At 71.1% G+C, this 26,189-nt stretch carries 29 protein-coding genes; 22 read left to right on the top strand and 7 right to left on the bottom strand.

Going from position 1 to position 26,189, the window contains the following annotated elements:
• From OHS71_RS22350 to OHS71_RS22370, 6 genes are all read left to right on the top strand, one after another.
• The gene (locus tag OHS71_RS22350; protein ID WP_328481134.1) at window positions 1–1,482 is read left to right on the top strand and encodes a hypothetical protein; all 1,482 of its coding nucleotides are present in this window, start codon (window positions 1–3) and stop codon (window positions 1,480–1,482) included.
• 164 nt (window positions 1,483–1,646) lie between these two features.
• Window positions 1,647–2,384 carry an LmeA family phospholipid-binding protein gene (locus OHS71_RS22355; RefSeq protein ID WP_328481135.1) on the top strand — a complete coding sequence of 246 codons (738 nt, stop codon included), beginning with the start codon at window positions 1,647–1,649 and terminating at the stop codon, window positions 2,382–2,384.
• A 248-nt stretch (window positions 2,385–2,632) separates the two neighbouring features.
• Window positions 2,633–2,713 carry a putative leader peptide gene (locus OHS71_RS41370; protein ID WP_351007875.1) on the top strand — a complete coding sequence of 27 codons (81 nt, stop codon included), beginning with the start codon at window positions 2,633–2,635 and terminating at the stop codon, window positions 2,711–2,713.
• A 137-nt stretch (window positions 2,714–2,850) separates the two neighbouring features.
• Window positions 2,851–3,690 carry a sulfurtransferase gene (locus tag OHS71_RS22360; protein WP_328481136.1) on the top strand — a complete coding sequence of 280 codons (840 nt, stop codon included), beginning with the start codon at window positions 2,851–2,853 and terminating at the stop codon, window positions 3,688–3,690.
• A 39-nt stretch (window positions 3,691–3,729) separates the two neighbouring features.
• The gene (locus tag OHS71_RS22365) at window positions 3,730–4,017 is read left to right on the top strand and encodes a DUF1416 domain-containing protein (protein WP_010351646.1); all 288 of its coding nucleotides are present in this window, start codon (window positions 3,730–3,732) and stop codon (window positions 4,015–4,017) included.
• A 126-nt stretch (window positions 4,018–4,143) separates the two neighbouring features.
• The gene (locus OHS71_RS22370; RefSeq protein WP_328481137.1) at window positions 4,144–4,404 is read left to right on the top strand and encodes a DUF3099 domain-containing protein; all 261 of its coding nucleotides are present in this window, start codon (window positions 4,144–4,146) and stop codon (window positions 4,402–4,404) included.
• 36 nt (window positions 4,405–4,440) lie between these two features.
• Here the strand turns inward: OHS71_RS22370 and OHS71_RS22375 are convergent, their stop codons facing one another.
• Entirely contained in the window at window positions 4,441–4,803 is a 363-nt protein-coding gene (locus OHS71_RS22375; protein ID WP_328481138.1) for a DsrE family protein, read from the bottom strand.
• Window positions 4,804–5,149: 346 nt separating this feature from the next.
• On the opposite strand from OHS71_RS22375, the gene OHS71_RS22380 reads away from it, so the two are divergent.
• From OHS71_RS22380 to ygfZ, 3 genes are read left to right on the top strand one after another with little or no spacing between them, the layout of a single operon-like run.
• Window positions 5,150–5,725 carry an FABP family protein gene (locus tag OHS71_RS22380; RefSeq protein WP_328481139.1) on the top strand — a complete coding sequence of 192 codons (576 nt, stop codon included), beginning with the start codon at window positions 5,150–5,152 and terminating at the stop codon, window positions 5,723–5,725.
• 16 nt (window positions 5,726–5,741) lie between these two features.
• The gene (locus OHS71_RS22385) at window positions 5,742–6,188 is read left to right on the top strand and encodes a Fur family transcriptional regulator (protein ID WP_328481140.1); all 447 of its coding nucleotides are present in this window, start codon (window positions 5,742–5,744) and stop codon (window positions 6,186–6,188) included.
• Between the two features lie 10 nt (window positions 6,189–6,198).
• Window positions 6,199–7,164 (top strand): CAF17-like 4Fe-4S cluster assembly/insertion protein YgfZ, encoded by a 966-nt coding sequence (gene ygfZ / locus OHS71_RS22390; protein WP_328481141.1) that lies wholly within the window; start codon window positions 6,199–6,201, stop codon window positions 7,162–7,164.
• 12 nt (window positions 7,165–7,176) lie between these two features.
• On the opposite strand, the gene dtd is transcribed toward ygfZ, so the two are convergent.
• Window positions 7,177–7,602, bottom strand: coding sequence for a D-aminoacyl-tRNA deacylase (gene dtd / locus OHS71_RS22395; protein ID WP_328481142.1), 426 nt, complete (start codon window positions 7,600–7,602; stop codon window positions 7,177–7,179).
• 159 nt (window positions 7,603–7,761) lie between these two features.
• Here dtd and OHS71_RS22400 point away from each other — a divergent pair, with 159 nt between their 5' ends.
• The 3 genes from OHS71_RS22400 to OHS71_RS22410 all read left to right on the top strand — a co-directional run bounded on the left by OHS71_RS22400 (window position 7,762) and on the right by OHS71_RS22410 (window position 10,963).
• Entirely contained in the window at window positions 7,762–8,328 is a 567-nt protein-coding gene (locus OHS71_RS22400) for an RsiG family protein (RefSeq protein WP_328481143.1), read from the top strand.
• A 99-nt stretch (window positions 8,329–8,427) separates the two neighbouring features.
• Window positions 8,428–9,693 carry a GNAT family N-acetyltransferase gene (locus OHS71_RS22405; RefSeq protein ID WP_328481144.1) on the top strand — a complete coding sequence of 422 codons (1,266 nt, stop codon included), beginning with the start codon at window positions 8,428–8,430 and terminating at the stop codon, window positions 9,691–9,693.
• Between the two features lie 361 nt (window positions 9,694–10,054).
• Complete coding sequence (locus OHS71_RS22410; protein ID WP_328481145.1) at window positions 10,055–10,963, top strand: winged helix-turn-helix domain-containing protein; 909 nt, start codon at window positions 10,055–10,057, stop codon at window positions 10,961–10,963.
• Here OHS71_RS22410 and OHS71_RS22415 read toward each other — a convergent pair.
• Complete coding sequence (locus OHS71_RS22415) at window positions 10,953–11,147, bottom strand: hypothetical protein (protein WP_328481146.1); 195 nt, start codon at window positions 11,145–11,147, stop codon at window positions 10,953–10,955. The two genes, OHS71_RS22410 and OHS71_RS22415, sit on opposite strands and share 11 nt — an antisense overlap.
• Window positions 11,148–11,300: 153 nt before the next feature.
• On the opposite strand from OHS71_RS22415, the gene OHS71_RS22420 reads away from it, so the two are divergent.
• Complete coding sequence (locus OHS71_RS22420) at window positions 11,301–12,191, top strand: winged helix-turn-helix domain-containing protein (protein ID WP_328481147.1); 891 nt, start codon at window positions 11,301–11,303, stop codon at window positions 12,189–12,191.
• A gap of 29 nt (window positions 12,192–12,220) precedes the next feature.
• Window positions 12,221–12,949 (top strand): HAD family hydrolase, encoded by a 729-nt coding sequence (locus OHS71_RS22425; RefSeq protein WP_328481148.1) that lies wholly within the window; start codon window positions 12,221–12,223, stop codon window positions 12,947–12,949.
• Here OHS71_RS22425 and OHS71_RS22430 read toward each other — a convergent pair.
• Complete coding sequence (locus OHS71_RS22430; RefSeq protein WP_328481149.1) at window positions 12,936–13,121, bottom strand: hypothetical protein; 186 nt, start codon at window positions 13,119–13,121, stop codon at window positions 12,936–12,938. The two genes, OHS71_RS22425 and OHS71_RS22430, sit on opposite strands and share 14 nt — an antisense overlap.
• A gap of 169 nt (window positions 13,122–13,290) precedes the next feature.
• Between OHS71_RS22430 and OHS71_RS22435 the strand changes: the two genes are divergently transcribed.
• A complete protein-coding gene (locus OHS71_RS22435; RefSeq protein ID WP_328481150.1) occupies window positions 13,291–14,163 on the top strand; it encodes a winged helix-turn-helix domain-containing protein in 873 nt (290 codons plus the stop codon).
• A 202-nt stretch (window positions 14,164–14,365) separates the two neighbouring features.
• Window positions 14,366–16,597 (top strand): phosphotransferase, encoded by a 2,232-nt coding sequence (locus OHS71_RS22440; RefSeq protein WP_443047010.1) that lies wholly within the window; start codon window positions 14,366–14,368, stop codon window positions 16,595–16,597.
• Window positions 16,598–16,684: 87 nt separating this feature from the next.
• Here OHS71_RS22440 and OHS71_RS22445 read toward each other — a convergent pair whose 3' ends face one another.
• The gene (locus tag OHS71_RS22445; protein WP_328481151.1) at window positions 16,685–17,722 is read right to left on the bottom strand and encodes a zinc-binding dehydrogenase; all 1,038 of its coding nucleotides are present in this window, start codon (window positions 17,720–17,722) and stop codon (window positions 16,685–16,687) included.
• Between the two features lie 107 nt (window positions 17,723–17,829).
• On the opposite strand from OHS71_RS22445, the gene OHS71_RS22450 reads away from it, so the two are divergent.
• Both OHS71_RS22450 and OHS71_RS22455 read left to right on the top strand, forming a co-directional pair.
• Window positions 17,830–18,459 (top strand): TetR/AcrR family transcriptional regulator, encoded by a 630-nt coding sequence (locus tag OHS71_RS22450; RefSeq protein WP_328481152.1) that lies wholly within the window; start codon window positions 17,830–17,832, stop codon window positions 18,457–18,459.
• A 54-nt stretch (window positions 18,460–18,513) separates the two neighbouring features.
• Complete coding sequence (locus tag OHS71_RS22455; protein WP_328481153.1) at window positions 18,514–20,619, top strand: HelD family protein; 2,106 nt, start codon at window positions 18,514–18,516, stop codon at window positions 20,617–20,619.
• An 18-nt stretch (window positions 20,620–20,637) separates the two neighbouring features.
• Here OHS71_RS22455 and OHS71_RS22460 read toward each other — a convergent pair whose 3' ends face one another.
• Window positions 20,638–21,546, bottom strand: a complete 909-nt coding sequence (locus OHS71_RS22460; RefSeq protein WP_328481154.1) for an NAD(P)-dependent oxidoreductase — start codon at window positions 21,544–21,546, stop codon at window positions 20,638–20,640.
• Between the two features lie 57 nt (window positions 21,547–21,603).
• On the opposite strand from OHS71_RS22460, the gene OHS71_RS22465 reads away from it, so the two are divergent.
• From OHS71_RS22465 to OHS71_RS22480, 4 genes are all read left to right on the top strand, one after another.
• Window positions 21,604–21,963, top strand: a complete 360-nt coding sequence (locus tag OHS71_RS22465) for a winged helix-turn-helix transcriptional regulator (protein ID WP_328481155.1) — start codon at window positions 21,604–21,606, stop codon at window positions 21,961–21,963.
• Between the two features lie 196 nt (window positions 21,964–22,159).
• A complete protein-coding gene (locus OHS71_RS22470) occupies window positions 22,160–22,591 on the top strand; it encodes a helix-turn-helix domain-containing protein (protein WP_328481156.1) in 432 nt (143 codons plus the stop codon).
• A gap of 86 nt (window positions 22,592–22,677) precedes the next feature.
• Window positions 22,678–23,358: a hypothetical protein gene (locus OHS71_RS22475; protein ID WP_328481157.1), complete on the top strand. Its 681-nt coding sequence runs from the start codon at window positions 22,678–22,680 to the stop codon at window positions 23,356–23,358.
• 163 nt (window positions 23,359–23,521) lie between these two features.
• Window positions 23,522–23,866 carry a DUF2516 family protein gene (locus OHS71_RS22480; protein ID WP_328484594.1) on the top strand — a complete coding sequence of 115 codons (345 nt, stop codon included), beginning with the start codon at window positions 23,522–23,524 and terminating at the stop codon, window positions 23,864–23,866.
• A 536-nt stretch (window positions 23,867–24,402) separates the two neighbouring features.
• Here OHS71_RS22480 and OHS71_RS22485 read toward each other — a convergent pair.
• A complete protein-coding gene (locus OHS71_RS22485) occupies window positions 24,403–25,917 on the bottom strand; it encodes a PP2C family protein-serine/threonine phosphatase (protein ID WP_328481158.1) in 1,515 nt (504 codons plus the stop codon).
• Window positions 25,918–26,189 lie beyond the last annotated feature (272 nt).

Consider the following 26,189-nt stretch of genomic DNA (forward strand, 5'->3'; position numbering starts at 1 on the left):
ATGACCGACCAGCCGTACGACCACCAGGGCAACCAGGGCAACCAGGGCGACCAGGGTTTCGAGGGCGACCAGGGTTTCGAGGGCTACGACCCGTACGCCCCGCAGGGATGGCCCGGGCAGCAGCAGGGGCAGCAGGGGCAGCAGGGGTACGAGGACCCGCAGGCCCACCTCCAGCACACGCAGCAGTGGCAGGGTCAGACCTGGGAGACGAGCGTCCAGCCGCCGGTCACCCCGGCGGATCCGGCCCGGAACGGCTACCTGTCCCCGCAGACGGGCGAGACGCCGGCCTACGGCGACCCCCAGCCGGCCTACGGCGACCCGCAGTCGGCGTACGGCCACCAGCAACCGGGGTACGGCGACGCCTCTGCGTACGGCGACACCTCCGCGTACGGCGACGCCCCGGCGTACGACAGCCGGGCGACGGGCGCGGCCCTGCCGCCGGAGAACCACGGCCACGCGGGACGTCACGTCCAGCCCCAGAACCACGCCCACGCGGAGAACCACGCCCACGCGGGGAACTGGCAGCACCCGGCGCAGGGCCATGCCCAGGCCGGGGGCTGGCAGAACCCGGCGCCCCAGCAGGCGCCCCATACGTCCTCCGGGGCCGTGGCGTCCCCTCCGTCCGGCGACGACGCGTCCGCGGCGGCCCCCGTTGCGGCCCCCGACACCGGCACCGGGAGCACCGGCATGACCTACGGCCCCGTGACCCTCGCCGGCAACGCCCGTGTCACCGACGCCCAGCGGGCGCGGCTGGAGGGGCGTTCGCCGATCATCGAGCCGGGGATGCAGCCCGCCGCGCTCACCGCGCTGCTCGGTCTGCTCCTGTCCGGCGCGGCGGCCGTCGGCTCGTACGCCCTGCTCGTCCCGCTCGTCGCGCTCCAGGCCGTCACCGCGGCGGGGTGGTTCCGGCTGAACGGCATGTGGCCGGCCCGCCAGGGCATCGCGCTCGCCTTCCTGGGCGCGCTGGTGTCCGACGCGGCGCTCCTCGCGGCGGGCAGGGAGAACGCGCCCGCCGCGATCTTCGGCACCCTCGGCGTCTGGGTCCTGCTCTGCCTGGTGCTCCAGCTGCGCTCGCACGCCGACCCCGACGAGCGCATGTACGGCCTGATGGCGACCGTCGCGGCCTCGGCCCTGGCCGTGCTCGCCACCGGACACCTCGGTGCCGAGCCGGACGCGGTGACGGTCGGCGCGGCCGCGGTGGCGGTGGCCGTGCTGGCCCGGGCGCTGCCGCTGCCCACGCCGGCCTCCGTCGTGGTGTCCCTGCTCGCCGCGGCGGGCGCGGGCATCGCGGTCGGCGGGATGACCGGCCTGGGCGCCAAGGGCGCGCTGCTCGGCGCCGGCGCGGCGGTCTGCGCGCTCGTCGGCCACCGGGTGGCGAGCTACGACTACCCGTCCCGCTTCGTCCACTTGACGGCGGGCGTGGCCCTGCCGCTGGCCGCGGCGGCCCCGGCGGTCTACGTGCTCGGCCGGGTTCTGGCATAGGGCTGGGACGAGTGCAGGTATGAGGGGAGCAAGAGCGGTGAGGGTCTGTCACAGGTGATCGACAATCCGGCGGCGGCCCTTCCGTGCGGGGTTACCTTGAACCGTCGTCAACGAGAACCGTTCACCGTGAACCGTTCAGGCCATCCGGGTGGGGGAACTACCGCATGCGTGCGCTTCGAATACTGCTGGTCGTCGTCGTGGTCCTGGGCGGCCTGTTCGTGCTCGCGGACCGCCTCGCCGTGAACTTCGCGGAGGGTGAGGTCGCCGACAAGCTGAAGTCCCGCGAGGGTCTGGCCGCCACCCCGGACGTGTCCATCAAGGGCTTCCCGTTCCTCACCCAGGTCGTCGGCGGCTCCCTGGACGACGTCGAGATCGGCATCAAGGACTACGAGGCGGCCACCGGCACCAGCGGCCGGACGATCCGTATCGACGACCTCCAGGCGGACATGAAGGGCGTCGAGTTCTCCGGCGACTACAGCTCCGCCACCGCCTCCAGCGCCACCGGCACCGCGTCCATCACCTACGCCGAGCTGCTGAAGACGGCGAAGTCCGAGCCGACGCAGGTGATGCGGGGCGTCACCGCCAACGTGGTCGGTCTCTCCGACGGCGGCAACGGCAAGGTGAAGGTCGCCGTCGAGGCCACGGTGCTCGGCACCAAGCTGCCGCAGCCCGTGTACGTCCTCAGCACGGTCACCGTCGACGGTGACACCGTCCGGGTGCACGCCGACTCGCTGCCCAGCTTCGGCGGGGTCCGGGCCGCCGAGAGCGAGGTGCGCTCGATCACCGACTTCCAGCAGAAGATCGACGACCTGCCCGGCGGGATCCAGCTCGACAAGGTCCAGGCGGGCAGGAACGGTGTGGACATCACGGTGAAGGGTTCGAACGTCAAGCTGGCCGGGTAAGGCTGACCACTGGACCGGCCGGCCCCGATCGACCTGTATGGACCCTGATCCACCTCCGGTGGACGGTGAGCGTCCGCCAGGTGAGACAGGGTCGTGCGATCCGCAGAGGTGACGACGGACACAAGCGCCCGGAAGCCGTGCCACGGCGGCCCGGGCGCTTCTTGCGTTCCAGTATGCGGACGATCGCGTCTCACCATTCGGCATGCTGGTGACATGCCCGCCTGTCCGTCCCTACGATCGTGGACATGATGCAGCGACAGGCGGATCTCACGAAGCGGCGGGCAGTAGACCTGTGCCGCGTCGCCGCCATGCTCTGTCGCACTTTCTGAGCGGAAGCGCCGCCGGCCTTCCGCGCCTCCCGGCGCCCTCGTCCGAGGGCATCCGTGCGCCGGCCGCCGGCGAGACCCGGCCGCGCACCCCTCTTCTTTGCACACCCCCGCCGCACCTGCCCCGGAGGAGAACGAGCATGAGCCGCAGTGACGTCCTGGTCGACGCCGACTGGGTCGAGGCCAACCTCGACAACGCCGACATCGCCATCGTCGAGGTCGACGAGGACACGTCCGCGTACGAGAAGAACCACATCCGCAACGCGATCCGGATCGACTGGACGAAGGACCTCCAGGACCCGGTCCGCCGTGACTTCGTCGACCAGGAGGGCTTCGAGAAGCTCCTGTCGGCCAAGGGCATCGCCAACGACACGCTGGTGATCCTCTACGGCGGCAACAACAACTGGTTCGCGTCCTACGCCTACTGGTACTTCAAGCTGTACGGCCACGACAACGTCAAGCTTCTCGACGGTGGCCGCAAGAAGTGGGAGCTGGACGCCCGCGAGCTGGTCGAAGAGGTGCCCGAGCGCCCCGAGACCTCCTACCAGGCCAAGCCGCAGAACAAGTCGATCCGCGCCTTCCGCGACGACGTGGTGGCGGCCATCGGTTCGCAGAACCTGGTCGACGTCCGCTCGCCCGACGAGTTCAGCGGCAAGCTGCTCGCTCCCGCGCACCTGCCGCAGGAGCAGTCGCAGCGCCCGGGCCACGTCCCGTCGGCGCGCAACATCCCGTGGTCGAAGAACGCCAACGACGACGGCACCTTCAAGTCGGACGAGGCGCTCAAGGAGCTCTACGCCGACGAGCAGGTCGACCTGGCCAAGGACACCATCGCGTACTGCCGCATCGGTGAGCGCTCGGCCCTGACCTGGTTCGTGCTGCACGAGCTGCTGGGCGTGGAGAACGTCAAGAACTACGACGGCTCCTGGACCGAGTACGGCTCCCTGGTCGGCGTCCCGATCGAGCTCGGCGCCAACAAGTAACCCTTCCAAGACCGACCTGAACGACCTCTGGAGAAGCACATGTGTGGAGCGAAGGCCGGCGGCCCCGACGCCTCGACGATCAAGCCCGGTGAGACCACGATCCAGGGTCAGGTGACCCGGGACGGCGAGCCGGTGACGGGCTACGTCCGTCTGCTGGACTCGACCGGCGAGTTCACCGCGGAGGTCCCGACCTCCGCCACCGGACAGTTCCGCTTCTACGCGGCCGAGGGCACCTGGACCGTTCGCGCCCTCGTCCCCGGCGCCACCGCCGACCGCACGGTCGTCGCCCAGCAGGGCGGCCTCGCGGAGGTCGCGATCGCGGTCTGAGCCCCGGCTCGGGCTCCGACGACGCAAGGGCCGTGCCCGGGTCGAACACCCGCGGCACGGCCCTTCCACACGCTCCGGGCCGCTCCGGGCCGCCCCGATCCGCCGCGCCGGTTCTACTCTGGACCTATGTACGCCCGCCGTCGGCACGCCTACTTCGCGATGATGGGGACCTGCATCGCGCTGTTCGTCCTGGCCTGGGGAGTCGTGCGGATCTGGTCGGTCCCCGTGGCCGTCGGGATGTGTGTGGTGGCCATGGTCATCCCGCCGCTCGCCGCGATGGTCGCCAACCGGCGCGGCCCCGAGGACCGCTGGTGGGACGACCCCTCCGGCGACCCGAAGTCCGACGAGTGGTGGGACGAGCTGGACGGCAAGAAGCGCCGCCCCTAGCGCCCCGGACACACCCCGGACACACCCGGGGCGCTCCTAGTAGACGAGGGCCTGCGTGCCGTCGGCCAGCGCCTCCTGCACGAACACCTGCGCCCCCGCGATCCGCACGCCCTCGATGACGTCCTTCTCCGTGATGTCCCGGCGGGCCGCGCACTGGGTGCACAGGGTGAGGCGGCCGCCGGCCAGGATCGAGTCGAGCAGGCCGGGCAGCGGGGCCGCGTGCGGAAGCTCGAACTCGGCCGCCCGGCCCGGCAGCGCGAACCAGGCGGACTCGCCGGTCAGCCACAGGGAGACCTCGACCCCGCTGGCCACGGCGACAGCCGCGACCGTGAACGCCTGAGAGCACCGCTCGGGGGCATCGGCCCCCGCCGTCACCTTGATCACGAGCTTCTTCGCCATGACTGAAGCGTAGTCAACGCCTCCACGATCGATGGTGTCGATCATGGAGGGTCCCAGTGGAACGCGGGACGGATCGGCGCGCTCCCCGCCGCCGAGGAGCCGAGCCGCCGGGCCGGCCCCGTGAGGGCGTACCTCACAAGGAGGGCGGCTTCCCGGCCGCGTAAGCTGGATCCCGGCCCTGTGTTACGTACCTTGAAGCACGCTCATCCGAGGAGCACCCCGTGGAGATCTTCTTCGAAGCCCTGCTGGTCCTGGTCTGCGTCGGCGTCCTCGCCTTCGCCGGTCTGACCGTGAAGAAGCTGTACCAGGGCCAGCGCTGACCGACCACGTCCAGGAACTGTCACTCATGATCGAGATTCCGTCCGACCTCCACAAGGACCTCGTCCCCCTCGCCTTCCTGCTGGGCACCTGGGCGGGCGCGGGCGTGCACGACTTCCCCGGTTCGCAGAAGTGCAACTTCGGGCAGGAGGTCACCTTCGGCCACGACGGCCGCGACTTCCTGGAGTACCACTCCCACACCTGGGTCCTGGACGGTGAGGGCAACAAGGTCCGGCCCCTGGAGTCGGAGTCCGGCTTCTGGCGCATCGACGCCGACCGCAAGGTCGAGGTGACCATGGTCCGCGACGAGGGCGTGGTCGAGATCTGGTACGGCGAGCTCGCCGACAAGAAGCCGCAGATCGACCTCGTCACCGACGCGGTTGCCCGCACGGCCGCCTCCGGTGCCTACACCGGCGGCAAGCGTCTGTACGGCTACGTCAAGAGCGACCTCATGTGGGTCGGCGAGAAGCAGACCCCCGAGGTCGAGCTGCGCCCCTACATGTCGGCGCACCTGAAGAAGGTCGTCACCCCGGAGGAGGTCGAGCGCTGGGCCAAGGCCCTGCCCGACGACATGCCGGACGACGGGATCGCCTTCTTCAAGTAGTTCTAGACTCTTCGGTGTGGTGAGCACTGAGAGCACCGACTGGAAGAGCGACCTGCGGCAGCGCGGCTACCGGCTGACGCCGCAGCGCCAGCTTGTCCTCGAAGCCGTGGACACACTGGAGCACGCGACCCCCGACGACATCCTCGTGGAAGTGAGGAAAACGGCGTCGGGGGTCAACATCTCCACCGTGTACCGGACCCTGGAGCTCCTGGAGGAGCTCGAGCTGGTCAGCCACGCGCACCTGGGGCACGGGGCGCCGACGTACCACCTGGCGGACCGGCACCACCACATCCACCTCGTCTGCCGGGACTGCGGCAACGTCATCGAGGCGGACGTGAAGGTGGCCGCGGAGTTCAGGGACAAGCTGCGCGAGACCTTCGGCTTCGACACCGACATGAAGCACTTCGCGATCTTCGGCCGCTGTGAGGACTGCACGCTCAAGGGTTCACCTGCCAAGTCGTAGGCTTGGGCCCATGAAGAGTCCCTTGCTGTCCCTGCCCGGCGCCGTCCCCGCCGAGGGCGTGGACGAAGGCGTCGCCGGTCACTACGGCGACCTGTTCCGCGAGCAGCGCGCCCTCGCCGACGGCACCGGATTCGTCGACCTCTCGCACCGCGGAGTCATCGCCGTCTCCGGCGAGGACCGGCTGAGCTGGCTGCACCTTCTCCTCACCCAGCACGTCACCGACCTCCCCGTCGGCGAGGCCGCCGAGGCGCTGATCCTCTCCGCGAACGGCCACGTCGAGCACGCGCTCTACCTGGTCGACGACGGTCTGACGGTCTGGGCGCACGTCGAGCCCGGCACCCAGGAGGCTCTGATGGCCTACCTGGAGTCGATGAAGTTCTTCTACCGGGTCGAGGTCGCCGACCGCACCGCGGACCTCGCCGTCGTGCACCTCCCGGCCGGTTCCATCGCACCCGTGCCGCCGGGTGTGGTCGTCCGGGAGACGGCGTACGGACGCGATCTCTTCCTGCCCCGCGCCGACCTGGAGGCGTACGCGGAGAAGGCGGGCCCGCCGGCGGGGATCCTCGCCCACGAGGCCCTCCGCGTCGAGCACCACCGGCCGCGGCTCGGCTTCGAGACCGATCACCGGACCATTCCGCACGAGCTCGGCTGGATCGGCACCGCCGTGCACCTCCAGAAGGGCTGCTACCGCGGTCAGGAGACGGTGGCCCGCGTGCAGAACCTCGGCAAGCCGCCCCGCCGCCTCGTCTTCCTCCACCTCGACGGCAGCGAGGTCCACCTCCCGGCCGCGGGCACCGAGCTGCGCGTCGCCGACGACGCCCCCGACGGGCGGAAGATCGGATTCATCACCACCTCCGCCCGCCACCACGAACTCGGACCGGTGGCGCTGGCCCTGGTGAAGCGGAACGTCCCGGTGGACGCGCCGCTGCTGGCGGGGACGACGGCGGCCGCCCAGGAAGTGGTCGTGGAACCGTAGAACCCGGGGTTCTCAGATCTCGATCAGGACGGTGAACGGGCCGTCGTTCGTCAGCGACACGCGCATCTGCGCGCCGAACCGGCCCGTGGCCACCGTCGCGCCCAGGGCACGCAGCCGGGCGACGACCTCCTCGACGAGCGGCTCGGCGACATCGCCGGGGGCGGCCGCGTTCCAGGTGGGGCGGCGGCCCTTGCGGGCGTCCCCGTACAGCGTGAACTGACTGATCACCAGTAGCGGGGCGTCGACGTCGCTGCACGACCTCTCGTCGTGCAGCATGCGCACCGACCAGAGCTTGCGGGCCAGTTGGGCCGCCTTCTCCTTCGTGTCCTCGTGGGTGACGCCGACCAGGACGCACAGTCCTTCGCCGCTGATCTCCCCGACCGTCTCGCCGTCCACGACGACGCTCGCGCCGTCCACCCTCTGCACCACCGCTCGCATGCGGACCATGATGCCCGGTGTCCGGCGCGGACCCGCGAGGGACCCAATTCTGCTCCTTCACCCGTTATCTGGGGCCGTTCGGGGGGACTCGGTAACCGAGCGGCCACTCGGAGTGGCACGATGCTTCCCACACGCCGGTCGAGGGGACGGTAGAAGGACATGAGCACACCGAGTACCGGGCGGCCCGCGACACATCGGCCGCCACCACAGCGCAGCGACAGCCCCGTGCTGCCCACGGAACCACCCGAGCACGACCTGACCGGGCTGAGCCTGCCCGAACTGCGCACCCTGCGCCGGGACGCCCAGCGCGACGAGGCCGACCTCAGCTACGTACGACGGCTGCTCCAGGGCCGTATCGACATCCTGCGCGCGGAGCTGGCCCGACGCTCCCCGACGGGTGCGGCCTCCGTGGTGGAGCGGCTGTCGGAGATCCTCACCGACGCGCCGGCCCGGTACCGCTCCTCGGCCCGCCACGTCACCCTGGGCACCCCGCACGGCGAGGAGTCCCGGATCCTGGCCGCCGACATGCTCGCCGACGTCGAACTCTCCGACCTCGGCGCCCGCACCGATCCCGAGCTCCACGAGGCGATGGCCCGCCTGGTCGGCTACGAACAGCAGGTCTCGAGCCGCCGCCAGCACCTCCAGCGGACGGCCGACGAGTCGGGTGCGGAGATCACCAGGCGGTACCGCGAGGGCGAGGCGCAGGTGGAGGACCTCCTGGTGTGACGCCGATGATCCGTCCGATGCCGTGCGGGCGGAGCAGGGGCGGCCGAGGCGGGAAAAAATTCCCCGCACCATCCGCCCGCCCCTGCCTACGGTGAACCCATGACCCGTCTCGCCACCCAGCACCCCGTCGACGTCCGCGCGATCACCGATGCCGAGCTGCCCGACTGGACACGTGCCCTGAACACGGGCTTTCTGCGTCCGCCCACGGTCCCCGACCGGATGCTCGCCGACCGCCGCAAGGCGTTCGCGGGCTCCCGCCTCTCCGGCGCCTTCGACGCGGGCCGGTGCGTGGCGACCTTCCGTTCGTTCGACCAGGAGCTCACGGCGGTCGGTGGCGCCGCCGTCCCCGCCGACGCCATCTCCAACGTTACCGTCGCGCCCACGCACCGCCGCCGCGGACTCCTCACCCGCCTGATGGCCGACGACCTGACGGCGGCGAAGGAACGCGGGGACGTCGTGGCCACCCTCATAGCGGCCGAGTACCGGATCTACGGCCGGTACGGCTTCGGGCCGGCCACCACGATGACCGAGTGGTCGATCGATGTGCCGCGCGCCGGCCTCGACCCGCGCCGGCCGGTCCCACAGGACGGCGGCCGTATCGACTTCGCCGACGGCGAGGAGATCCGCCGGCTCGGTCCCGGGCTGCACGAGCGGCTGCGTCGTGCCCAGCCCGGTGCGATCAGCCGGGACGAGTACTGGTGGGCGGCGCGCACCGGGCTGCTGTGGCTGTACGGCGATGAGTGGACCGAACCCTTCTTCGTGGTCTACCGCTCGGCGGACGGCGTGGTCGAGGGCATGGCCTCCTACCGGGCGGACGAAGAGTGGAGCGACGCCAAGCAGCCGCTGAACACGGCGAAGGTGAACTGGCTGAGCGCGGTGACCCCGGCCGCGGAGCGTGCCCTGTGGCACTACCTGTGTTCCATCGACTGGATCGCCCGGGTGAAGACGGACTGGCGTTCGCCGGACGACCTGCTGCCCCTGTATCTGCCGGATCCGCGTGCGGCGAGCATCACCACGCAGGCGGACTGGCTGTGGGTGCGGATCCTGGACGTCGTACGGGCCCTGGAGGCACGGACGTACGACGTGTCGGGCGCGTTGGTCCTGGAGGTCGTCGACGGGGCGGGCCTGGCCGGAGGCCGCTTCCTGCTGGACGCGACCCCCGACGGCGCCTCCTGTACGCCGACCACCCGCAGCGCCGACCTCACCCTGGACGTGGCCGACCTGGCGACGCTGTGGCTGGGTGACCGGTCCGCGGGGCGGCTGGCGGCGCTGGGCCGGCTCCGGGAAGAACGAGAGGGCGCCGCCCGGGGGGCCGACGCCCTGCTGCGCACGTCCGGGCGGCCTTGGTGCCCGGACATGTTCTGACCTCTCCTCTCTGACGACCTGCGTAGCCGCCGTGTACCTGGTACCTGCCGCTACCTGCGTGGCTTCCTGTGCTCGTACTCGTCTGTCTGTGCGGGTATCCGTAGCTGTTCAGTTGTGGCTGTGCGACCGTTGTGAAGTTGTGGCTGTGCGGCGATGTTCAGTTGTGGCTGTACGTCGGTGCCGACTGCTCGGGCTCCCGGCTCCCCTCCGGAAGGGAGCCCGACCGGCCAACCGTCTGAAAGTTTGACCATGTTGTTGAAGTTGGCTGCCAACTTCACTGTAACTATGTCCGCTTGGAAGCGTCCTATAACCATCTATCTTTGAACTGCCCAAAGATGGCGAGAAGTTGTAGTGTGCGGACGTGGAGCCGGAACATGCCTCCGTCAATGGGCGGAGGAGGGCGGAGCGGCCGCAGCGGTCACACCGCGAGGTGGCCGACGAGCTGCGCACCCGGATCAGGACCGGAGTGCTGCGGCCGGGTCAGCGCATGCCCACGCAGGCCAAGCTGGCCGACGAGTTCGGCGTCGAACGGGGTGCCGTACGGCAGGCGCTGCGCATTCTTCAGTCGGAGCAGCTGCTCACCAACGTCTCCAAGGGAAGCCCGGCGACGGTCGCCGCCCAGCCCGGCGCGGCCGGCTTCGCGACAGGCCCCGCTGTGGCGCCACAGCCCTCGATGGTGGCACTTCCGCCCCGGATCACCGAGGCCTTCGCGGCCGAACACGTCGAGGTCGACGCCCTGTGCCTGACCGCGGTCTCGCTGACGGCCGCGATCGGCGAACCCCTCCAGAAGATCCACGCGGGGCAGCTGAAACCGGCCAAGATCGACGTCCGTGTCCTGTTGCCGTCCCGGAACATCGACCTCGCGTTCCCGACGCCGGTGGACGTGTCGGAGACCGGGCGGTTGCAGAGGCGTTGGCTGGCCCACCGCAACGCCCAGGGCCAGGTGCTGCGGCACAACCTGCTCACCCTGCGCTCCACGCACGGCATCGATGTGCGCGTCACCTTCCGCGCGCTGCCCTTCACCCCGCCCGTCAAGCTGTATCTCCTCAACGGGACGGAAGCGCTGTTCGCCTACTACACGGTCAAGAAGGGTGAGCAGACGATCGACCAGGAGCAACTGGAGATGTACGACGCCGAGGGCACGCGGTCGGTGCTGTTCGCCTTCGAACAGGGCGCCGGACCGCGTGACACGACGTTCGTGGAACAGTCCCGCCTGTGGTTCGACGCACTGTGGGGGACGATCAGTTCGGAGCTGGTGCTCACGAGCTGACGGCGGGCCCGGTGGCGAGGAGGGCGAGGATCACGGCGCCGGCGGAGCTGATGAGCGGGCTCTTCGCCTTGATGCCGACGCTGAGCAGGAGCAGGCCGAGGGCGCCGGCGGTGCCGTACTTCCACTGGATGGTCTGCTCGACGCCGACGACGAAGGCGGCGCAGAGGAGGACGAGGACCGGCATGGTGGTTCCCCCCTTCGGAGACTGGAGTGGGAGGCAAACCTTCCGCCAACTCACTCAAGTTGGTTGCCAACTATGACTATGTTGTCCCCACTTGGTAGCAACTGCTAAACAACTTTCAAACAACTCCCGCCAGATGGATGTAAGTTGTAGCGTTTGGTCGTGACCCAGGAGAACGTGGCAGTGAACGGCAGCAGCAGGTTCTCACCCCGTGACATCGCCGATGTCCTGCGCGAACGCATCCGCGTCGGGGATCTCAGGGCCGGCGACCGGCTTCCGACCCAGGCCGAGCTCGCGGACGAGTTCGGCGTGGAGCGCGGCGCCGTGCGCCAGGCCCTGCGGGCACTCCAGGACGATGGGCTGCTCACCAACGTGAGCAAGGGCAGCCCGCCGCGCATCGCGGAGCCGCCGGCGCCGGGCCGAGGAGAGCCCCAGCCCACCATGGTGGGCCTCGCTCCGCGGCTGACCGCGGCCTTCGCCGCCCCGCATGTACGCATAGACGCCGCCTGTCTCACGGCCGAGAGCCTCATCCCGGCCCTCGGGGAACCCCTGCGGCTGATCCACGCGGGCAGTGTCCGGCCCCGCAGGATCGACGTCCGCATCCTCCTGCCGTCCCGGGACATCAGCCTCGCCTTCCCGGTCCAGGTCGAGGGGCGCGGCGCGGGCGCCGACGACGGCGACCCGGTCCACCAGCGCTGGCTGGCGATGCGCAACGCGCAGGGCCACGTCCTGCGCCACAACCTCCAGACCCTGCGCTCGCACGGCATCGACGTCAGCATCACGTTCCGCGCGCTGCCGTTCACCCCGCCGGTGAAGCTGTACCTCCTCAACGGCCAGGAGGCGCTGATGGCGTACTACATGGTCACGCGCCGGGAGGAGGCCACCGACACCGGAACCCTCGACATGTACGACGTGCTCGGCACCGAGTCCCTCCTCTTCTCCTTCGAGAAGGCCGCCGGTCAGCGCGACGCCGCGTTCGTGGAGGAATCCCAGAAGTGGTTCGACGCCCTCTGGGAAACCATCACCACGGACCTGACACTCTCCTAGTGACCTCTGATGCGACGCAGACTGAACAGGTGACAGCCGACACCGGGAACGAGACGGACGACGGGACCGCGGAACTGAGGGAGTTGATCACCCGTGCGAGGGTCGTCCTGTGGGACTTCGACGGGCCGATCTGCCGGCTCTTCGCCGGTCACTCGGCGGAAGGGGTGGCCGACGGTCTCGTGGAGTGGCTCGAAGGGCGGGGCCTGCACGGCCTGTTGACGGAGTCCGAACAGAGGTCACTGGACCCGCACGTCGTGCTGCGCGCGGTGGACCGCCGCCACCCGGGCAGCGACCTGGTCACGGAGCTGGAGGAACGCCTCACCCAGGAGGAGCTGAAGGCCACGTCCACGGCGATGCCCACGGCATGGGCCGACCCCCTGATCCGCACGCTGGTGGCGCTGAGGATGCGGCTGGCCATCACGACGAACAACTCACCGCAGGTCGCGACGGTGTACCTGGAGGGCCGTGGGCTCTCCTCCTGCTTCGCGCCGCACATCTACGGCCGCACCCAGGAACTGCGCCATCTCAAGCCCGACCCGCACTGTCTGAACCGGGCACTGACCGCCATGGGCTCGGCGCCCGGCACCGCCCTGATGATCGGCGACACCCCCTCCGACTTCCTGGCCGCCCGTGAGGCCGGTGTGCCCTTCCTCGGTTACGCGCGCAACGAGCGCAAGGAGAAGCTGCTCCGGGGGGCGGGCGCCACGACGGTGGTGGACTCGCTGGAGCCGTTGCTGAACGTGGTCAGACAGCTCTGAGCAGCAGCAACACGAGCACGACGGCCGCCCCGACGGCGAGCACGTCGTGCCGGGCCCGCACGCCCACGGCCACCGTGAACAGCAGCATGACACCCACCGCACCCAGCTTGGCCTGCACCGTCAACCCCGCACAGAACGCGAGGAGTTCCCAGAGTGCCGATAACAGGAGCATGACCTTCCCTCCCCTCGCCATTCTCCGTGAAGCATGCAAGTCCCGGACCAATTGGCCTGGTTGACTTGAAATGGATTTCCCCTGGCTTGTTGATCCTTAACCGGCCTGCTCACGACGGGACTTGACCGGGATTGGTTTGGCATTGGATGGATGGCGGTACGGTCGCTGTGTGGAAACGCAGCAGAGCGGTGACAGCGGCGGCCGGGAGTTCCACCGGGTCGCCGACGATCTGCGCACCCGGATGACGAACGGGACGTATCCGCTGCGCTCCTTCCTGCCGTCCCAGCGGGATCTGGCGGAGGAGTTCGGGGTCTCCCGGGACACCGTTTCCCGCGTGATGCGGGAACTGGCCCACGAAGGCTGGATAGAGTCCCGTCAGGGCAGTGGGTCCCGGGTGGTCAAGACGCAGCGCATACAGTCCTCCACTCCGAAAGCCACCCGGCAGCTCCAGGGAGCCACCCTGGGGCCACTGCTCAGCGAGGCCTTCGAACAGCCGGAAGTCACCCTGGACGTCTACACGTTGACGTCCGAGTCGCTGGACGCGCACATCCGGTTGCAGGCCGAGCGGATCCGCGGGGGCTCGATCGCCCCCCAGCGCATCGGCCTGCGGATGATCCTTCCCTCGGAGGACGGCCATCTGCCCTATCCGCGGGTCAAGGACGACAAGGACGACGACCGCCTGCGCAACCGGCTGCACGACATCACCCGCCGGCACACCGACTCACTGCGGGGGGTGCTGAAGGACCTGAGGACCGAGGACTACGTGGACTCCGTCGACGTCCGGATCAGACGCGCCCCGCTGACGCCGGCCTTCAAGCTCTATCTCTTCAACGGCACCGAGGCGCTGCACGGCCCCTACAAGGTGATCCAGCGGCAGATCGAACTGGATTCCGGCGAGGAGATCACCGCTCTAGACGTGCTGGGTCTCGGCACCACCCTGACCCATCACGTGAAGGACGCGCGCCCGGACTCTCCGGGCACCGTCTTCGTCGACAGTTGGCAGGCGTGGTTCGACTCCGTATGGGACTTTCTCGCCGAATAGCCGGGGCCGCGTGCGCTAGCATGCCTCAATCGCGCGAGCAATCGCTCCCGTCCATACGTATGAGTAGGCGAACAAGCCGGTCTCGAACGGTCTGACGTGGGCGAGTGGCAAAACCACCAATGGCTCAGCTGATCCCCACTCCGGTCGTGCGGCGCGTTTACCGTTTGCCCTACCCTGCCCAGCGCGAATACCGGAGCGGCCAGTGGTCGACCACCTTGTTCCCCCTCGTCACCTCGGGGAACGAGCCGCCGAGGACGTGCCCGGAGTGCTGCGGGCCTTCCTCAGGGCCGCCGAATCGACCCAGGAGTCCAGCGGCCATCACAATCGCAACTATGTGCTGCCGCTGACGGAGGCGGTCGCACCGCTGGTGGGCCGCGCCCCGGGGACCTCGGTCATCGTGCGCATCAGACGGTCCGACGCCCTTCCCGTGGTGATCAGGACCTGGCAGGAGGAAGCGGCGATCCTCGACGCCGTGCGCGGGGCGCTGCCGCACGCGCCCGAGTGTCTGACCAAGACGCCTGACTACTCCATCCACAGCCATGTGGAGGGCGTACCGCTCTCCGCCATCTGCGGAAACGGTAAGCCTGTCGACACCCTGCTGATGAAGGCGCTGGCGGAACTGCTGGCCCAGATGACCCAGGTACGCCGGCAGGCACTGCCGCCGCTGCCCGCTTCCTGGCCCGCCAACCACAGCGACAGCCAGGCCTTCCTCAAGACCCTGGCCCGGTGCGCCGACGAACAGATCCGCAAGCCCAACTGGGACGAGTTCGGCGGTCTGTTCAAGGCGCTGGGCATCTCCGACGACGCTCTGCTGCGACTGGCCGAGCGGGTGCCCGTGATGACCCGGCGGCCCTACAGCATGCTCCACGCGGACCTGCACCGGGACAACCTGATCGTGTCCTACGACGGCGACCCGCCGCTCGTCTGCGTCGACTGGGAACTGGCGACCTACGGCGACCCGCTGCACGACCTCGCCACCCACCTGGTGCGCATGCGGTACCCGGACCACCAGTGGGGCGAGGTGATCGAGGCGTGGGAGAAGGCCATGTCGCGGTTCCGGCCCAGCGCGGTCAAGGGCCTGACCAGGGACCTGCGTCACTACCTCGACTTCGAGCGGGCGCAGTCGGTCTATCCGGACGTGATGCGGGCCGCGCGGTCGTTGCAGCAGTCGTCCATGCAGAAGAGCATGGACGAGGCCACCGCCGAGGTGCGCCGGGCCCTGCGGACCGCGGCGGAGCCCCTGCGGCTCAGTGACGTGCCGAAGAACGACGAGATCGCGCGCGCACTCTTCCGCTGGCTGGCCTCGCGCGGGGACGGAGGCGTCAGCGGTCTGCACTGGAAGGCGATCGCCTCGGCCTGGCAGCCGGACCGGCGCCTGCCCGAGAACCCCCGCTTCCCGGAGTCGGCCGTGCGGGAGGCGCTGCTCGCCGAGGGAGCCGCTCCGGCGGGCCGGGTGTTCAAGGGAACCGCCCACCTCAACTCCGTGGTCTGTGTGCAGGGCATGGCCACGCCCGTGGTGGTACGGCGCAGGCTGCCCGGTGTCTCGCGGCTCGAACCGAGTTACCTCAGCGAGCACACCGTCCTGCGGGCCATCCAGGAGTCGGGTGTCCGGGTGGCGGCGCCGAAGGTGCTGGCGCTGGGCGAGAGCTACCCGGAGGACGCCTTCAGCATTCACACGTATGTCGGCACCGGCATCGACCAGCCGCCCCGACACCCGGTGAACGGTCTGCTCCCGCATGAGGCGGACGCGCTGGTCGATCAGCTGTGCGAGCTGACGCGGGTGGACCCGTCGACGGTCGACGCGGTCGCCGGCGTCGGCGACTTCTGTAACTGGCTCAAGGAACAACTGATCGGACTCGTACGGGATCTGCCGAAGGAGTCCCTGCAACTGGCCCGCACGCTCGGGCTGCCCGACGAATGGCGGCTGCGGGAGATCCTGGCCGGGTACCGCGTGAGCCCGCGGGACCCGGCGCTGCTGCACGGCGACCTCAACCCGTGGAACCTGGTGCGCCGTGACGACGAACTGGCGCTGACCATCATCGACTGGGAGATGGCCCTGGTCGGCGACCCGCTCTACGACCTCGTCCGGCACATGCACCTGACGCCGACGCGGCCGGAGATCCGGACCCGTATGTTCCGGCGGTGGGAGGAGAAGCTGCCGAAGAGGTACACGAGGGACCGGCACAAGGACTGGAGCGTCTACCGCCGGATCGAGTCCATCCGCTCCGCGTACGTCGACCTCGTCCGCCTGACGACCAGGGCGGGCCTGGACGCCCCCAACGTCCGCCGTGCCGTGGACTCCTACGCCGAGACGCTGGCCGCGGCCACCGCCTCCCTCGGCCTGCCGGCCTCCCGGACCACCAACCCCTACCTCGAACTGGCCCTGACCCGGGGACGGACCATCAGGACGGGCCTGATCCCCGGGCGGGCCTGAGGAACAGGTGGGCCTGAGCAACGGGTGGGCCTGAGCAACGGGTGGGCCTGAGGAACGGGCGGGCCTGATCCCCGGACCCGGGGCGGGTCACATGCCGAGCACCACCTTCCCGACCAGCTCCCGCCCTTCGATCGCCGCATGCGCGGCGGCGGCCTCCGTGAGCGGGAACTGGGCGCCGATCACCGGCCGCAGCCGCCCCGCGGCCGCCTCCGCCAGGACGTGCGCGGTCAGACGGCGCACCTCCGCCTCGTCGAACTGCACGTCCTCGATCCCGAACAGGGTGACGCCCCGGCGTTCCGCCTCCGCCACGTCCACCGCGGCGAAGCCGCCCGAGGGCGCCCCGTGGGCGGAGAAACGTCCCCCTTCGGCGGTCAGAGGGAACGCCGCGAGACCGAGCTCACCGCCGACGCCGTCCAGTACGACGTCCGCGGCGGCTCCGGCGGCTCCGGCGGCTCCGGCGGCTCCGGCGACACCGGTGGCCGGGATGCTCCCGCCCGGCGCCCCCAGCGCCCTCAACGTATCCCGCGCCCGCTCCACCCAGTCCCGCTCCGACACGTCCACCACCGCGTCCGCCCCCAGCTCCCTCACCAGCGCCGATTTCCGCGCTCCCCGCGCGGCCGCCACCACCCGGGCGCCCCGGGCGCGGGCCAGCTGGACCAGCAGGGTGCCCATGCCGCCCGAGGCGCCGAGGATCAGGACGCGGTCGCCGGGGGCCACGGCGGTGCGCTCCAGCAGACCGGCGGCCGTCACCCCGTCGTGGACGAGGGCCGCGGCCGTCCGCAGGTCGAGGCCGTCCGGGACCGTGCTGGGCGCGGTGACCGGGGCCGTCACGCGCTCGGCATAACTGCCGGTCACGAAGGACGTCACCCTGCGGCCCACCCACCCGGCGTCCACGCCCGGGCCGACCGCGGTGACGGTGCCGGAGACACCGCCGCCGGGGACGTAGGGCGGCTCGACGGGGAAGTGCGCGCGGAACCGGCCCGAGCGGACCTGGGTCTCCACGTAGATCGTGTCGGCGTAGGCGACGTCGATCAGGACCTCGCCAGGGCCCGGGACCGGGTCCGCAAGCTCCACCGTGGCCAGGACCTCCGGTCCGCCGAACGCCTTCACCTGTGCTGCCCGCATGCCGTACCTCCGCTGCCGTGTCGTTCGATGCGCGTGCATGCAGTCTTCGACCTCGACCAGGGTTGAGGTCAAGCGGGAACGGTGACCGGCCCCCGTAGGCTCGGCCCATGAGTGAGACCGGGCTGCGTGAGCGCAAGAGGCAGCGGATGTACCAGGCCGTGTCGGACATCGCCGTGGGCCTGTTCATGGAGCGCGGTTTCGACGCGGTGTCCGTGGCCGAGATCGCCGCGGCGGCCGAGATCTCCAAGCCGACCCTCTTCCGGTACTTCCCGGCCAAGGAGGACCTGGTCCTGCACCGGATCGCGGACCACGAGCAGGAGGCGGCGCGGGTCGTCACGGCGGCGCGGGCCGAGGGGGTCGCGCCGCTCCCCGCCCTGCGCCGGCACTTCCTCGCCGGACTGGCCGCCGCCGACCCCGTCACCGGCCTCAGCGACCACCCTCAGGTGCGCGCCTTCTACGCCCTGCTCTACGGCACGCCCTCCCTGGTCGCACGCCTCTACGGGTACCTGGAGCGCTCCGAGGACACCCTCGCCGGCGCCCTCGCGGACGAGCTGCCCCACGCCCTCGACGCACGACTGGCCGCCGGTCAGATCATCGCCGTCCGCCGGATCCTCGCCGAGGAGAACTGGCGGCGGATCGCGGCGGGGGAGCGGTTGGAGGACGTACGGGGGGACGCGGAGGCGGCGGCGGAGCGGGCTTTCGCGGTGCTGGGGGCGGGGCTGCCGCAGCTCACCTAGCTGATACTCGGTAAAAGATGCAACTCGGTAACGTTATTCGTCTACCCTGGGCGCATGACAGCACCCGAGTCCGCCCCCGAGGGCCTCCCGCAGAGCCCGGCGGACCTCGGCTCCGCCCTGCGCCGCGAGCGCGCCCACCACGACGCCTGCCGTGCCGCCCTCGCCGCGATGGTCGAGGGCGCCGACCTCCAGGTCGTCACCGGCGAGGACGTCTCCGCCTCCGGCGCCGACGCCGAGGTCCTGGGATACCGGCTGCGCAGCCACGCCAAGGCCCTGCACGAACTGCCCGAGGGCCCCCTCTTCTTCGGCCGGCTGGACTTCGCGCACGGCACGGGCGGCGAGCACGAAGGTCTCGCCCACCACATCGGCCGCCTCCGCATCAGCGAGCACCCGGCCGCCCCGCCCCTCGTCGTCGACTGGCGCGCTCCCGTTTCCCGCGCGTTCTACCGGGCGAGCGCCCGCGACCCGCAGGGCGTGGCCGTACGGCGGCGGTTCGGCTGGGCCCCCGGCAGCCGCGGCGACTCCGCCGACCTCACCGGCCTGGAGGACGAGCACCTCGACCGGGGCGAACGCGCCGACGGGGTCGGACCCCCCGGGCACGGTGCGGCGGGGCGTCCGGGCGGCATCGTCGCCCGTGAGATCGAACGCCCCCGCGTCGGCCCGATGCGGGACATCGCCGCGACCATCCAGCCCGAGCAGGACGACCTCGTACGCGGGGAGCTCACCGGATCGGTGTGCGTGCAGGGCGCTCCCGGCACCGGCAAGACCGCCGTGGGCCTGCACCGGGCGGCCTACCTCCTCTACACCCACCCGAGGCGCATCCAGCGCGGCGGACTGCTGATCCTCGGCCCCAACCGCACCTTCCTCTCCTACATCGCCGAGGTGCTCCCGTCCCTCGGCGAGACCGGGGTACGGCAGTCGACCCTCCACGACGAGATCGCCCGCCACCCGGTGACCGGCACGGACCCCGACCGGACGGCAGCCGTCAAGCACGACGCCCGGATGGCCGAGGTGCTGCGGCGCGCCGTGTACGGGCGGGTGGCCGCCGACCGCGCCGAGGACCTCGCCGTCCCCGACGGTTCCCACTGCTGGCGGATCGCCGGCGCCGAGCTGACGAGGATCGTCGCCGGGGTGCTCGCCGAGGAGCCGCCGTACGAGGTCGGGCGCGAGCGGGTGCGCAGCCGGATCGTGCGCCGGATCCAGGCGCAGGCCGAACGCCGGAGCGGACCGCGTCCGGGCTCCTGGACACGCCGCGTCGAACGGTCCCGGCCGGTGAGTGCCTGTGTGGAGTCCCTGTGGCCCAAGCTGCGCCCCGAGGAGGTGCTGACACGGTTCCTGACGGACGCGGCGGAGTCGGAGCGGGCCGCCGACGGCCTCCTTGACCCCGCGGAACTGCGGGCCCTGCTCTGGCCGCGCCCGCCCCGCTCGCCCAGGTCGGCGCGCTGGTCGTCCGCCGACCTCGTCCTCCTCGACGAGATCGCCGGCCTCCTCGGCCATCCCCAGGGCTACGGCCATGTTGTCGTCGACGAGGCCCAGGACCTCTCCCCGATGGAGTGCCGGGCCGTCGCCCGCCGGGTCCCCTTCGGCTCGCTCACGGTCCTCGGCGACCTGGCGCAGGGCACCACGCCCTGGGCGGCGGCCTCCTGGCAGACGCAGATGGCGCATCTGGGCAAGCCGGACGCGACGATCGTCCCGCTGACCACGGGCTTCCGTGTCCCGGCCGCCGTTCTCGCCCTCGCGGGCCGCCTTCTCGACCGCCTCGACATCGACGTGCCCCGCGCCGACTCCCTGCGTGGGGACGGTGAACTGCGCGTCCGGCGTGCGGACGGCGACCTCCTCGGTGCGGTCGTCGCCGCCGTACGCGACGCGCTGCCCCGGGAGGGTTCGATCGGCGTCATCGCCGCGGACTCGCAGGCCGCGGAGGTCCGCGAGACCCTCACCGGCTCCGGTATCCCCGCCTCCGGCCCGGACGATCCGGCCGCCCGGGTGACGGTGGTCCCCGCGACCCTCGTCAAGGGCCTCGAGTACGACCACGTCGTCGCCGTCGAACCGGCGGCCATCGCGGAGTCGGAGCAACGGGGCCTGAACCGCCTGTACGTGGTGCTGACCCGCGCGGTCTCACGACTGGAGGTACTGCACCAGCGGGACCTGCCGTGGTGACCGGCGATCCGGCGGGCGCTACCCCCGAGCCACCTCCCGCGTCACCCGGATGAACCCGTCCGCACCGTGCCCGCGTCCGATGACCCGCAGGACCTGGCCCTCGGCCGCGCGCAGGACGCCCGTGTCGATGCCGTGGGCTTCGGAGGTGCGGACGATGTGGTCGATGGAGGCCGCCGCCGAGGTGATCGGGTTGCCCTCGCCCGGGAAGACGCCGGCGTCGGCGTCGGCCGCGGTCCCGTCGAAGATCGCCGGGAGGATCGCGGCGATGCCCTGCGCGTAGGGGGCGAGCTCGCGTGCGGTGATGCCCTCCGCCCGGGCCAGGGCGACGGCGTGGGCCCACCCGGCCATCGCCGTCCAGAAGACGTCGAGCAGTGCCAGGTCGTGGGCCGCCGCCCGGCCGATCTCCTCGCCGAGGTGGGTGTGAGTACCGCCCAGCGCGTCCAGCACCGGTCGGGACTCCCGGTACAGCTCGGCCGGTCCGCTGTAGAGGACCACCGCGGCCGGCGTGCCGACGGTGGGCGTCGGGGTCATGATCGCGCCGTCCAGGTACCGGACGCCGTGCCGGGCCGCCCATTGCGCGGTGTCCCGGGCGCGGGCCGGCGTGTCGGCGGACAGGTTCACGACGGTACGGCCCCGGAGCGCGGCGGCGACCGGCTGCCGGCGCAGGATCGCGTCGGCGGCGTCGTAGTCCCGCACGCACACCACGATCAGCCCACTCGCGCCGACGGCTTCCTCCGCCGTGCGCGCCGCCGTGGCTCCACGCCGGGCCGGCTCAACCGCCCGGCCCGGGGTCCGGTTCCACACAGTGGTCCGCATGCCCGCGTCCACGAACGCTCCGGCGAGGGCACGGCCCATGGGCCCCAGCCCGAGGACGGTCACGGCGGCGGGGGCGGAGGTCGGGACGGGGGCGGAATTCGATGCGGTCATGACGCAACTCCTTTACTGTGATGATTAGTTGGGCAATTGCCGATAAAAGGGGTGCGAGTGACCAGTAAGCGTGCCAAGGGTCTGTACGCCTGCGGACTGTCCGCCGCGCTCGCCGTCATCGACGGCAAGTGGAAGACGGGTCTGCTCTGCTACCTGGAGCTCGGCCCGCACCGGCCCGCCGAACTGCGCCGCCGGCTACCGGGACTCAGTGAGAAGGTGCTGACCCAGGCGCTGCGCGAGATGGAGACGGACGGGTTGGTGCACCGCGAGGTGCATGACGTCCTCCCGCCGAAGACCGTCTACTCCCTGACCCCCTTCGGCCTCGAACTCGCCGAGGCGCTCGCCCCCCTCACCGACTGGGGCGACCGTCGCCTCGGACGTCTGACCACCTCCTGGCGGTCCGCCGACCCGGCCTGATCACCCCCCGGTCGTCCGTGATCAGCCTCGCCGCAGGGCGGCACCCTGCCAAGTACGCACAAAAAAGTGGGGATCGGGGGGCCGGGGGGCCGGTGTGGGCGGGCACCGACGGCCGCCTCGCGGCGGAAGAGTGGCATGACACACTATTGCAAGCAGGTGCTTGCAATAGTTAGCAACGCTGGTGCACAGTGGAGGCATGGCATCGCTCAACGTCGGCAATCTCGGTGAGTACCTGCGCGAGCAGCGGCGCAACGCGCAGCTGTCGCTCCGGCAGCTCGCCGACGCCGCCGGCGTGTCCAATCCGTACCTGAGCCAGATCGAGCGCGGGCTGCGCAAGCCGAGCGCGGAGGTGCTCCAGCAGGTCGCCAAGGCGCTGCGGATCTCCGCCGAGACGCTGTACGTGCGAGCCGGCATCCTCGACGCGGAACGGGACGGGGAGGAACCCCGGAAGGACGGCGCGACCCGCGCGGTCGTCCTCGCCGACCCCTCGCTGACCGAGCAGCAGAAGCAGGTGCTGCTCCAGATCTACGAGTCCTTCCGCAAGGAGAACGGATTCGTGGACGGCGACGGTACGGCGGGCCGGAAGAACCACGAGAGCGACACCGATCCGCAGCAGACGGCCGGTTGACCGGACCAGGGGACCGGCCGCCCCGCTGCGGACCTGCACGACCCTCAGCCGAAAACGACGTATGTGAATCCGGGAGGATCTTCACCATGGCCATTACCGACGACCTGCGCAAGACCTTCAGCGACCCGACTCCGTTCTACTTCGCCGCGGGCACCGCCGATCTGGCCCTCCAGCAGGCGAAGAAGGTGCCGGGTCTGGTGGAGCAGCTGCGCACCGAGGCCCCGGCCCGTTTCGAGGCCGTCCGCAACACCGACCCCAAGGTCGTGCAGGAGAAGGCCGGCGCCCGCGCCAAGGAGGCGACCGCCAAGGCCAAGGAGGCGCAGGAGACCCTCCAGACCAAGGTCACCGACTTCATCAGCAGCCTCGACGGGGACATCAAGAAGATCGGCAGCACCCTCGACGCCGACCTGAAGAAGTTCGGCGAGTCCGCCCAGGACCTCGCGCTGCGCGGTGTCGGCGTCGCCGCCGAGTACGCGGTCAAGGCCCGTGAGGCGTACGAGAAGGTCGCCGAGCACGGCGAGCAGGCCGTGCGGACCTGGCGCGGCGAGGCCGCCGAGGAGATCGAGGAGCTCGCCATCGCGGTCGAGCCCAGCGCCGAGCCGAAGACCGAGCCCGTGGTCCAGCCGGCCGGGACCAGGGAGGAGCCGAAGCCCGCTCCCGCCGCGGCACAGGCCCAGCCCACCGCGGTGAAGAAGCCCGTCGCCAAGAAGGCTCCGGTCCGCAAGCCCGCCGTCGCCCCGAAGAAGACCACGCCGCCGGCCAAGTGAGACCGAGAGCCGGTACGCACACGGCGCACGAGGACATACGGTCACGGGCCGGGCACTCATGGGGTGCCCGGCCCGTTGTGCGGGTAGCGGGCGGGCGGTTGCGGGTACGGTGACCGCGTAAGGACGAGCGAGTCGAATCGCGTCGAGTCGGGTGGTGGACGTTGTGCTGATCCAAGGCTTCGCCGGGCTGCTGTGGCTGCTCTACCTCGCCATGCTGGTCCTCGCCGTGGTGGCGCTGGTGATGGCCGCTCTGTTCCGCGACGACGCCTACCGGGCCGCCGACAAGCAGAACAAGGGCTTCTGGCTGATCATCCTCGGCATCGCGGTGGCGGTGAACCTCCTGGTGCCGATGCTCTTCCTCCAGCTCGCGGGACTCGTCGCCACGATCGTCTTCTTCGTCGACGTCCGACCCGCGCTGCGCCAGGTCGGCGGTGGCGGCGGCTGGGGCCGCAGGCGCGGCGGCAGCAGCAGCGACGGCCCGTACGGGCCGTACAACGGCGGCCGGTAGAACGCACGGGCCAGCGGCGCCGCGTACCTGCGGCGCCGCGTGCGCTGACGGCGCAGACGCGGTGGCGGCCGTACGGGCCCTACAGCGGTGGCTGCTGGAGTGCATCCGGCCTGCGGGACAGGGCGCTTGAGGCGCAGATGCGGCTCGTGCGACGGAGGCCGGTGGAACGCACTGGCCTACGGTGCGGCGGGCTGGTGGGTGCCGAGGCCGCGGACGTGGCGGCAGCAGCGACGGTGGCCCGTGCGGGCCCTACAGGGGTGGCTGCTGGAGCGCATCTGGCCTGCGGGTTTACAGGGCGCTTGAGGCGCAGGTGCGGCCCGTGCAACGGGGCCGCTGGCACTGGCTGGCCTACGGTGCTGCGGGCTCGTGGGTGCCGAGGCCGCGGACGCGGCAGTAGCCGCAGGGGCGGCCCGTGCGGGTACTGCCGTCGGCGGCCGGTGGAACGCACCGGCCCGCGGCCCGTCGGCCGCAGCGCCGCAGGTGCTGTCGGTGCCCGGCCTCACAGGTCGGCCGGTGTGCCCGGCGCCGGGCTGCGGCTAGGGAACCGGGATCCGGTCCAGCAGCACCACGGCCACGTCGTCCGTCAGCTCGCCCCCGTTGAGCTCACGCACCTCGTTCACCGCCGCCCGCAGCAACGCCTCGCCGCGCAACCCCTCGGAGAGCTGGCGGCGGATCATCTCCACCATGCCGTCCTGGCCCAGCCGCTCCCGGCCTTCACCGATCCGCCCCTCGATCAGGCCGTCGGTGTACAGCATCAGGCTCCACTCGGCGCCCAGCTCGACCTGCATCCGCGGCCAGCGGGCGCCCGGCAGCAGGCCGAGCGCCGGGCCGTTGTTGTCGAACGGCAGCAGGCGCGCGGGCCGGTCCGGGCGGGCGATCAGCGGCGCCGGGTGGCCGGCCAGACACAGGCCTGCCCGGCGTCCGTCGGGCGCGATGTCCACCGTGCACAGCGTCGCGAAGATCTCGTCGTCGTCGCGCTCGTGCTCCAGTACCTGCTGAAGGGTGTTCAGCAGTTCGTCCCCGCACAGGCCCGCCAGGGTCAGTGCCCGCCAGGCGATGCGCAGCTCCACGCCGAGCGCCGCCTCGTCCGGGCCGTGTCCGCAGACGTCGCCGATCATGGCGTGCACGGTGCCGTCGGGCGTGCGGACGGTGTCGTAGAAGTCGCCGCCGAGCAGCGCGCGCGAGCGGCCGGGACGGTAGCGGGCGGCGAAACGCAGCGGGGAGCCCTCCAGGAGGGGCGTGGGCAGCAGGCCGCGCTCCAGGCGGGCGTTCTCCTGCGCGCGCAGCTTGCCCTCGGCGAGTCGTCGCTCGGCCGTGTCGGAACGTTTCCTCTCCACCGCGTAGCGGATCGCGCGGCTCAGCAGCCGCCCGTCCAGCTCGTCCTTGTAGAGGTAGTCCTGGGCGCCGACGCGTACCGCCTCGGCGCCGCGCTCGGCGTCTCCGGACGCGGTGAGCGCGAGCACCGCGTGCCGGGGCGCGAGCCGGAGCACGTGTCGCAGGACGGCGAGCTCGTCGTCGGCCTCGCCCGCCTTGCCGGGCGCCGGCAGCGCGAGGTCCAGCAGGATGCAGTGGACGTCGTGGGTCAGCAGCCGCTCGGCCTCGGTGAGGTTGCGGGCGGTGCGCACGCGGATCGGCCTGCCGTCCGCGTCGAGCAGATCGTGCACGATCGGCGCGGCCGTGGGGTCGTCCTCGATCAGCAGCAGAGTGAGGGTGGTGGGGGCGGTGCCCGCACCGGTGGTGCCCACCGCTGCGGCGCTCGCGCCCGCAGGGCTCACCCCGGTGGCGCTCAGCCCGCCGGAGCTCACGCCGGTGGTGCTCACGCCGGTGGTGCTCACGCCGGTGGTGCTCACGCCGTGATGGACGCCGCCGGCGGGCGTGGCGTTGAGCGCGGTGCGGTGCTCGTTGTCGTCAGGCACGGTGTTGTTCTCGGCCGTCGTCGCCTCGTTGCGAACGGCTTCCTTCTTGGAGGGGCCGCCGACTGCGGGCGCGGCCTGCGCCTGACCACTCTCCACGGCCGGGATCGCTCGCTGCCGCGGTACGGGTACGGGCATCGTCCTGGTTCCTTCCCTCCCCCCGAGGGCATGGCGGGGACGAGGGACCTCGACCCACCGACGGGGACCATAGCGGCAGAAGGCGCCGCAACGGAATGGTGTGCGGCAGGCCGCTTGATCTCTGGCCACTGTCATATGCCGCGTTCTGTACCGCAATTGGGCAGGGTGGGTGTGTCGCGAGGATGACGAACATCACGTCCGCACGGAGTTTGATGACGGGGGCGAGGTGCCGTGTGTCACGCGGTGGCCCTCACCGGCGAGGCCGCCCCGAC

Source organism: Streptomyces sp. NBC_00377 (assembly GCF_036075115.1).
GTDB lineage: Bacteria > Actinomycetota > Actinomycetes > Streptomycetales > Streptomycetaceae > Streptomyces.

What these genes read in the sequence shown, in the direction of transcription:
- OHS71_RS22350 (WP_328481134.1), top strand. Translation starts at nt 1, where the DNA reads ATGACCGACCAGCCGTACGACCACCAGGGCAACCAGGGCAACCAGGGC.
- OHS71_RS22355 (WP_328481135.1), top strand. Translation starts at nt 1,647, where the DNA reads ATGCGTGCGCTTCGAATACTGCTGGTCGTCGTCGTGGTCCTGGGCGGC.
- OHS71_RS41370 (WP_351007875.1), top strand. Translation starts at nt 2,633, where the DNA reads ATGCAGCGACAGGCGGATCTCACGAAGCGGCGGGCAGTAGACCTGTGC.
- OHS71_RS22360 (WP_328481136.1), top strand. Translation starts at nt 2,851, where the DNA reads ATGAGCCGCAGTGACGTCCTGGTCGACGCCGACTGGGTCGAGGCCAAC.
- OHS71_RS22365 (WP_010351646.1), top strand. Translation starts at nt 3,730, where the DNA reads ATGTGTGGAGCGAAGGCCGGCGGCCCCGACGCCTCGACGATCAAGCCC.
- OHS71_RS22370 (WP_328481137.1), top strand. Translation starts at nt 4,144, where the DNA reads ATGTACGCCCGCCGTCGGCACGCCTACTTCGCGATGATGGGGACCTGC.
- OHS71_RS22375 (WP_328481138.1), bottom strand. Translation starts at nt 4,803, where the DNA reads ATGGCGAAGAAGCTCGTGATCAAGGTGACGGCGGGGGCCGATGCCCCC.
- OHS71_RS22380 (WP_328481139.1), top strand. Translation starts at nt 5,150, where the DNA reads ATGATCGAGATTCCGTCCGACCTCCACAAGGACCTCGTCCCCCTCGCC.
- ygfZ (WP_328481141.1), top strand. Translation starts at nt 6,199, where the DNA reads ATGAAGAGTCCCTTGCTGTCCCTGCCCGGCGCCGTCCCCGCCGAGGGC.
- dtd (WP_328481142.1), bottom strand. Translation starts at nt 7,602, where the DNA reads ATGCGAGCGGTGGTGCAGAGGGTGGACGGCGCGAGCGTCGTCGTGGAC.
- OHS71_RS22400 (WP_328481143.1), top strand. Translation starts at nt 7,762, where the DNA reads ATGAGCACACCGAGTACCGGGCGGCCCGCGACACATCGGCCGCCACCA.
- OHS71_RS22405 (WP_328481144.1), top strand. Translation starts at nt 8,428, where the DNA reads ATGACCCGTCTCGCCACCCAGCACCCCGTCGACGTCCGCGCGATCACC.
- OHS71_RS22415 (WP_328481146.1), bottom strand. Translation starts at nt 11,147, where the DNA reads ATGCCGGTCCTCGTCCTCCTCTGCGCCGCCTTCGTCGTCGGCGTCGAG.
- OHS71_RS22430 (WP_328481149.1), bottom strand. Translation starts at nt 13,121, where the DNA reads ATGCTCCTGTTATCGGCACTCTGGGAACTCCTCGCGTTCTGTGCGGGG.
- OHS71_RS22445 (WP_328481151.1), bottom strand. Translation starts at nt 17,722, where the DNA reads ATGCGGGCAGCACAGGTGAAGGCGTTCGGCGGACCGGAGGTCCTGGCC.
- OHS71_RS22450 (WP_328481152.1), top strand. Translation starts at nt 17,830, where the DNA reads ATGAGTGAGACCGGGCTGCGTGAGCGCAAGAGGCAGCGGATGTACCAG.
- OHS71_RS22455 (WP_328481153.1), top strand. Translation starts at nt 18,514, where the DNA reads ATGACAGCACCCGAGTCCGCCCCCGAGGGCCTCCCGCAGAGCCCGGCG.
- OHS71_RS22460 (WP_328481154.1), bottom strand. Translation starts at nt 21,546, where the DNA reads ATGACCGCATCGAATTCCGCCCCCGTCCCGACCTCCGCCCCCGCCGCC.
- OHS71_RS22470 (WP_328481156.1), top strand. Translation starts at nt 22,160, where the DNA reads ATGGCATCGCTCAACGTCGGCAATCTCGGTGAGTACCTGCGCGAGCAG.
- OHS71_RS22475 (WP_328481157.1), top strand. Translation starts at nt 22,678, where the DNA reads ATGGCCATTACCGACGACCTGCGCAAGACCTTCAGCGACCCGACTCCG.
- OHS71_RS22485 (WP_328481158.1), bottom strand. Translation starts at nt 25,917, where the DNA reads ATGCCCGTACCCGTACCGCGGCAGCGAGCGATCCCGGCCGTGGAGAGT.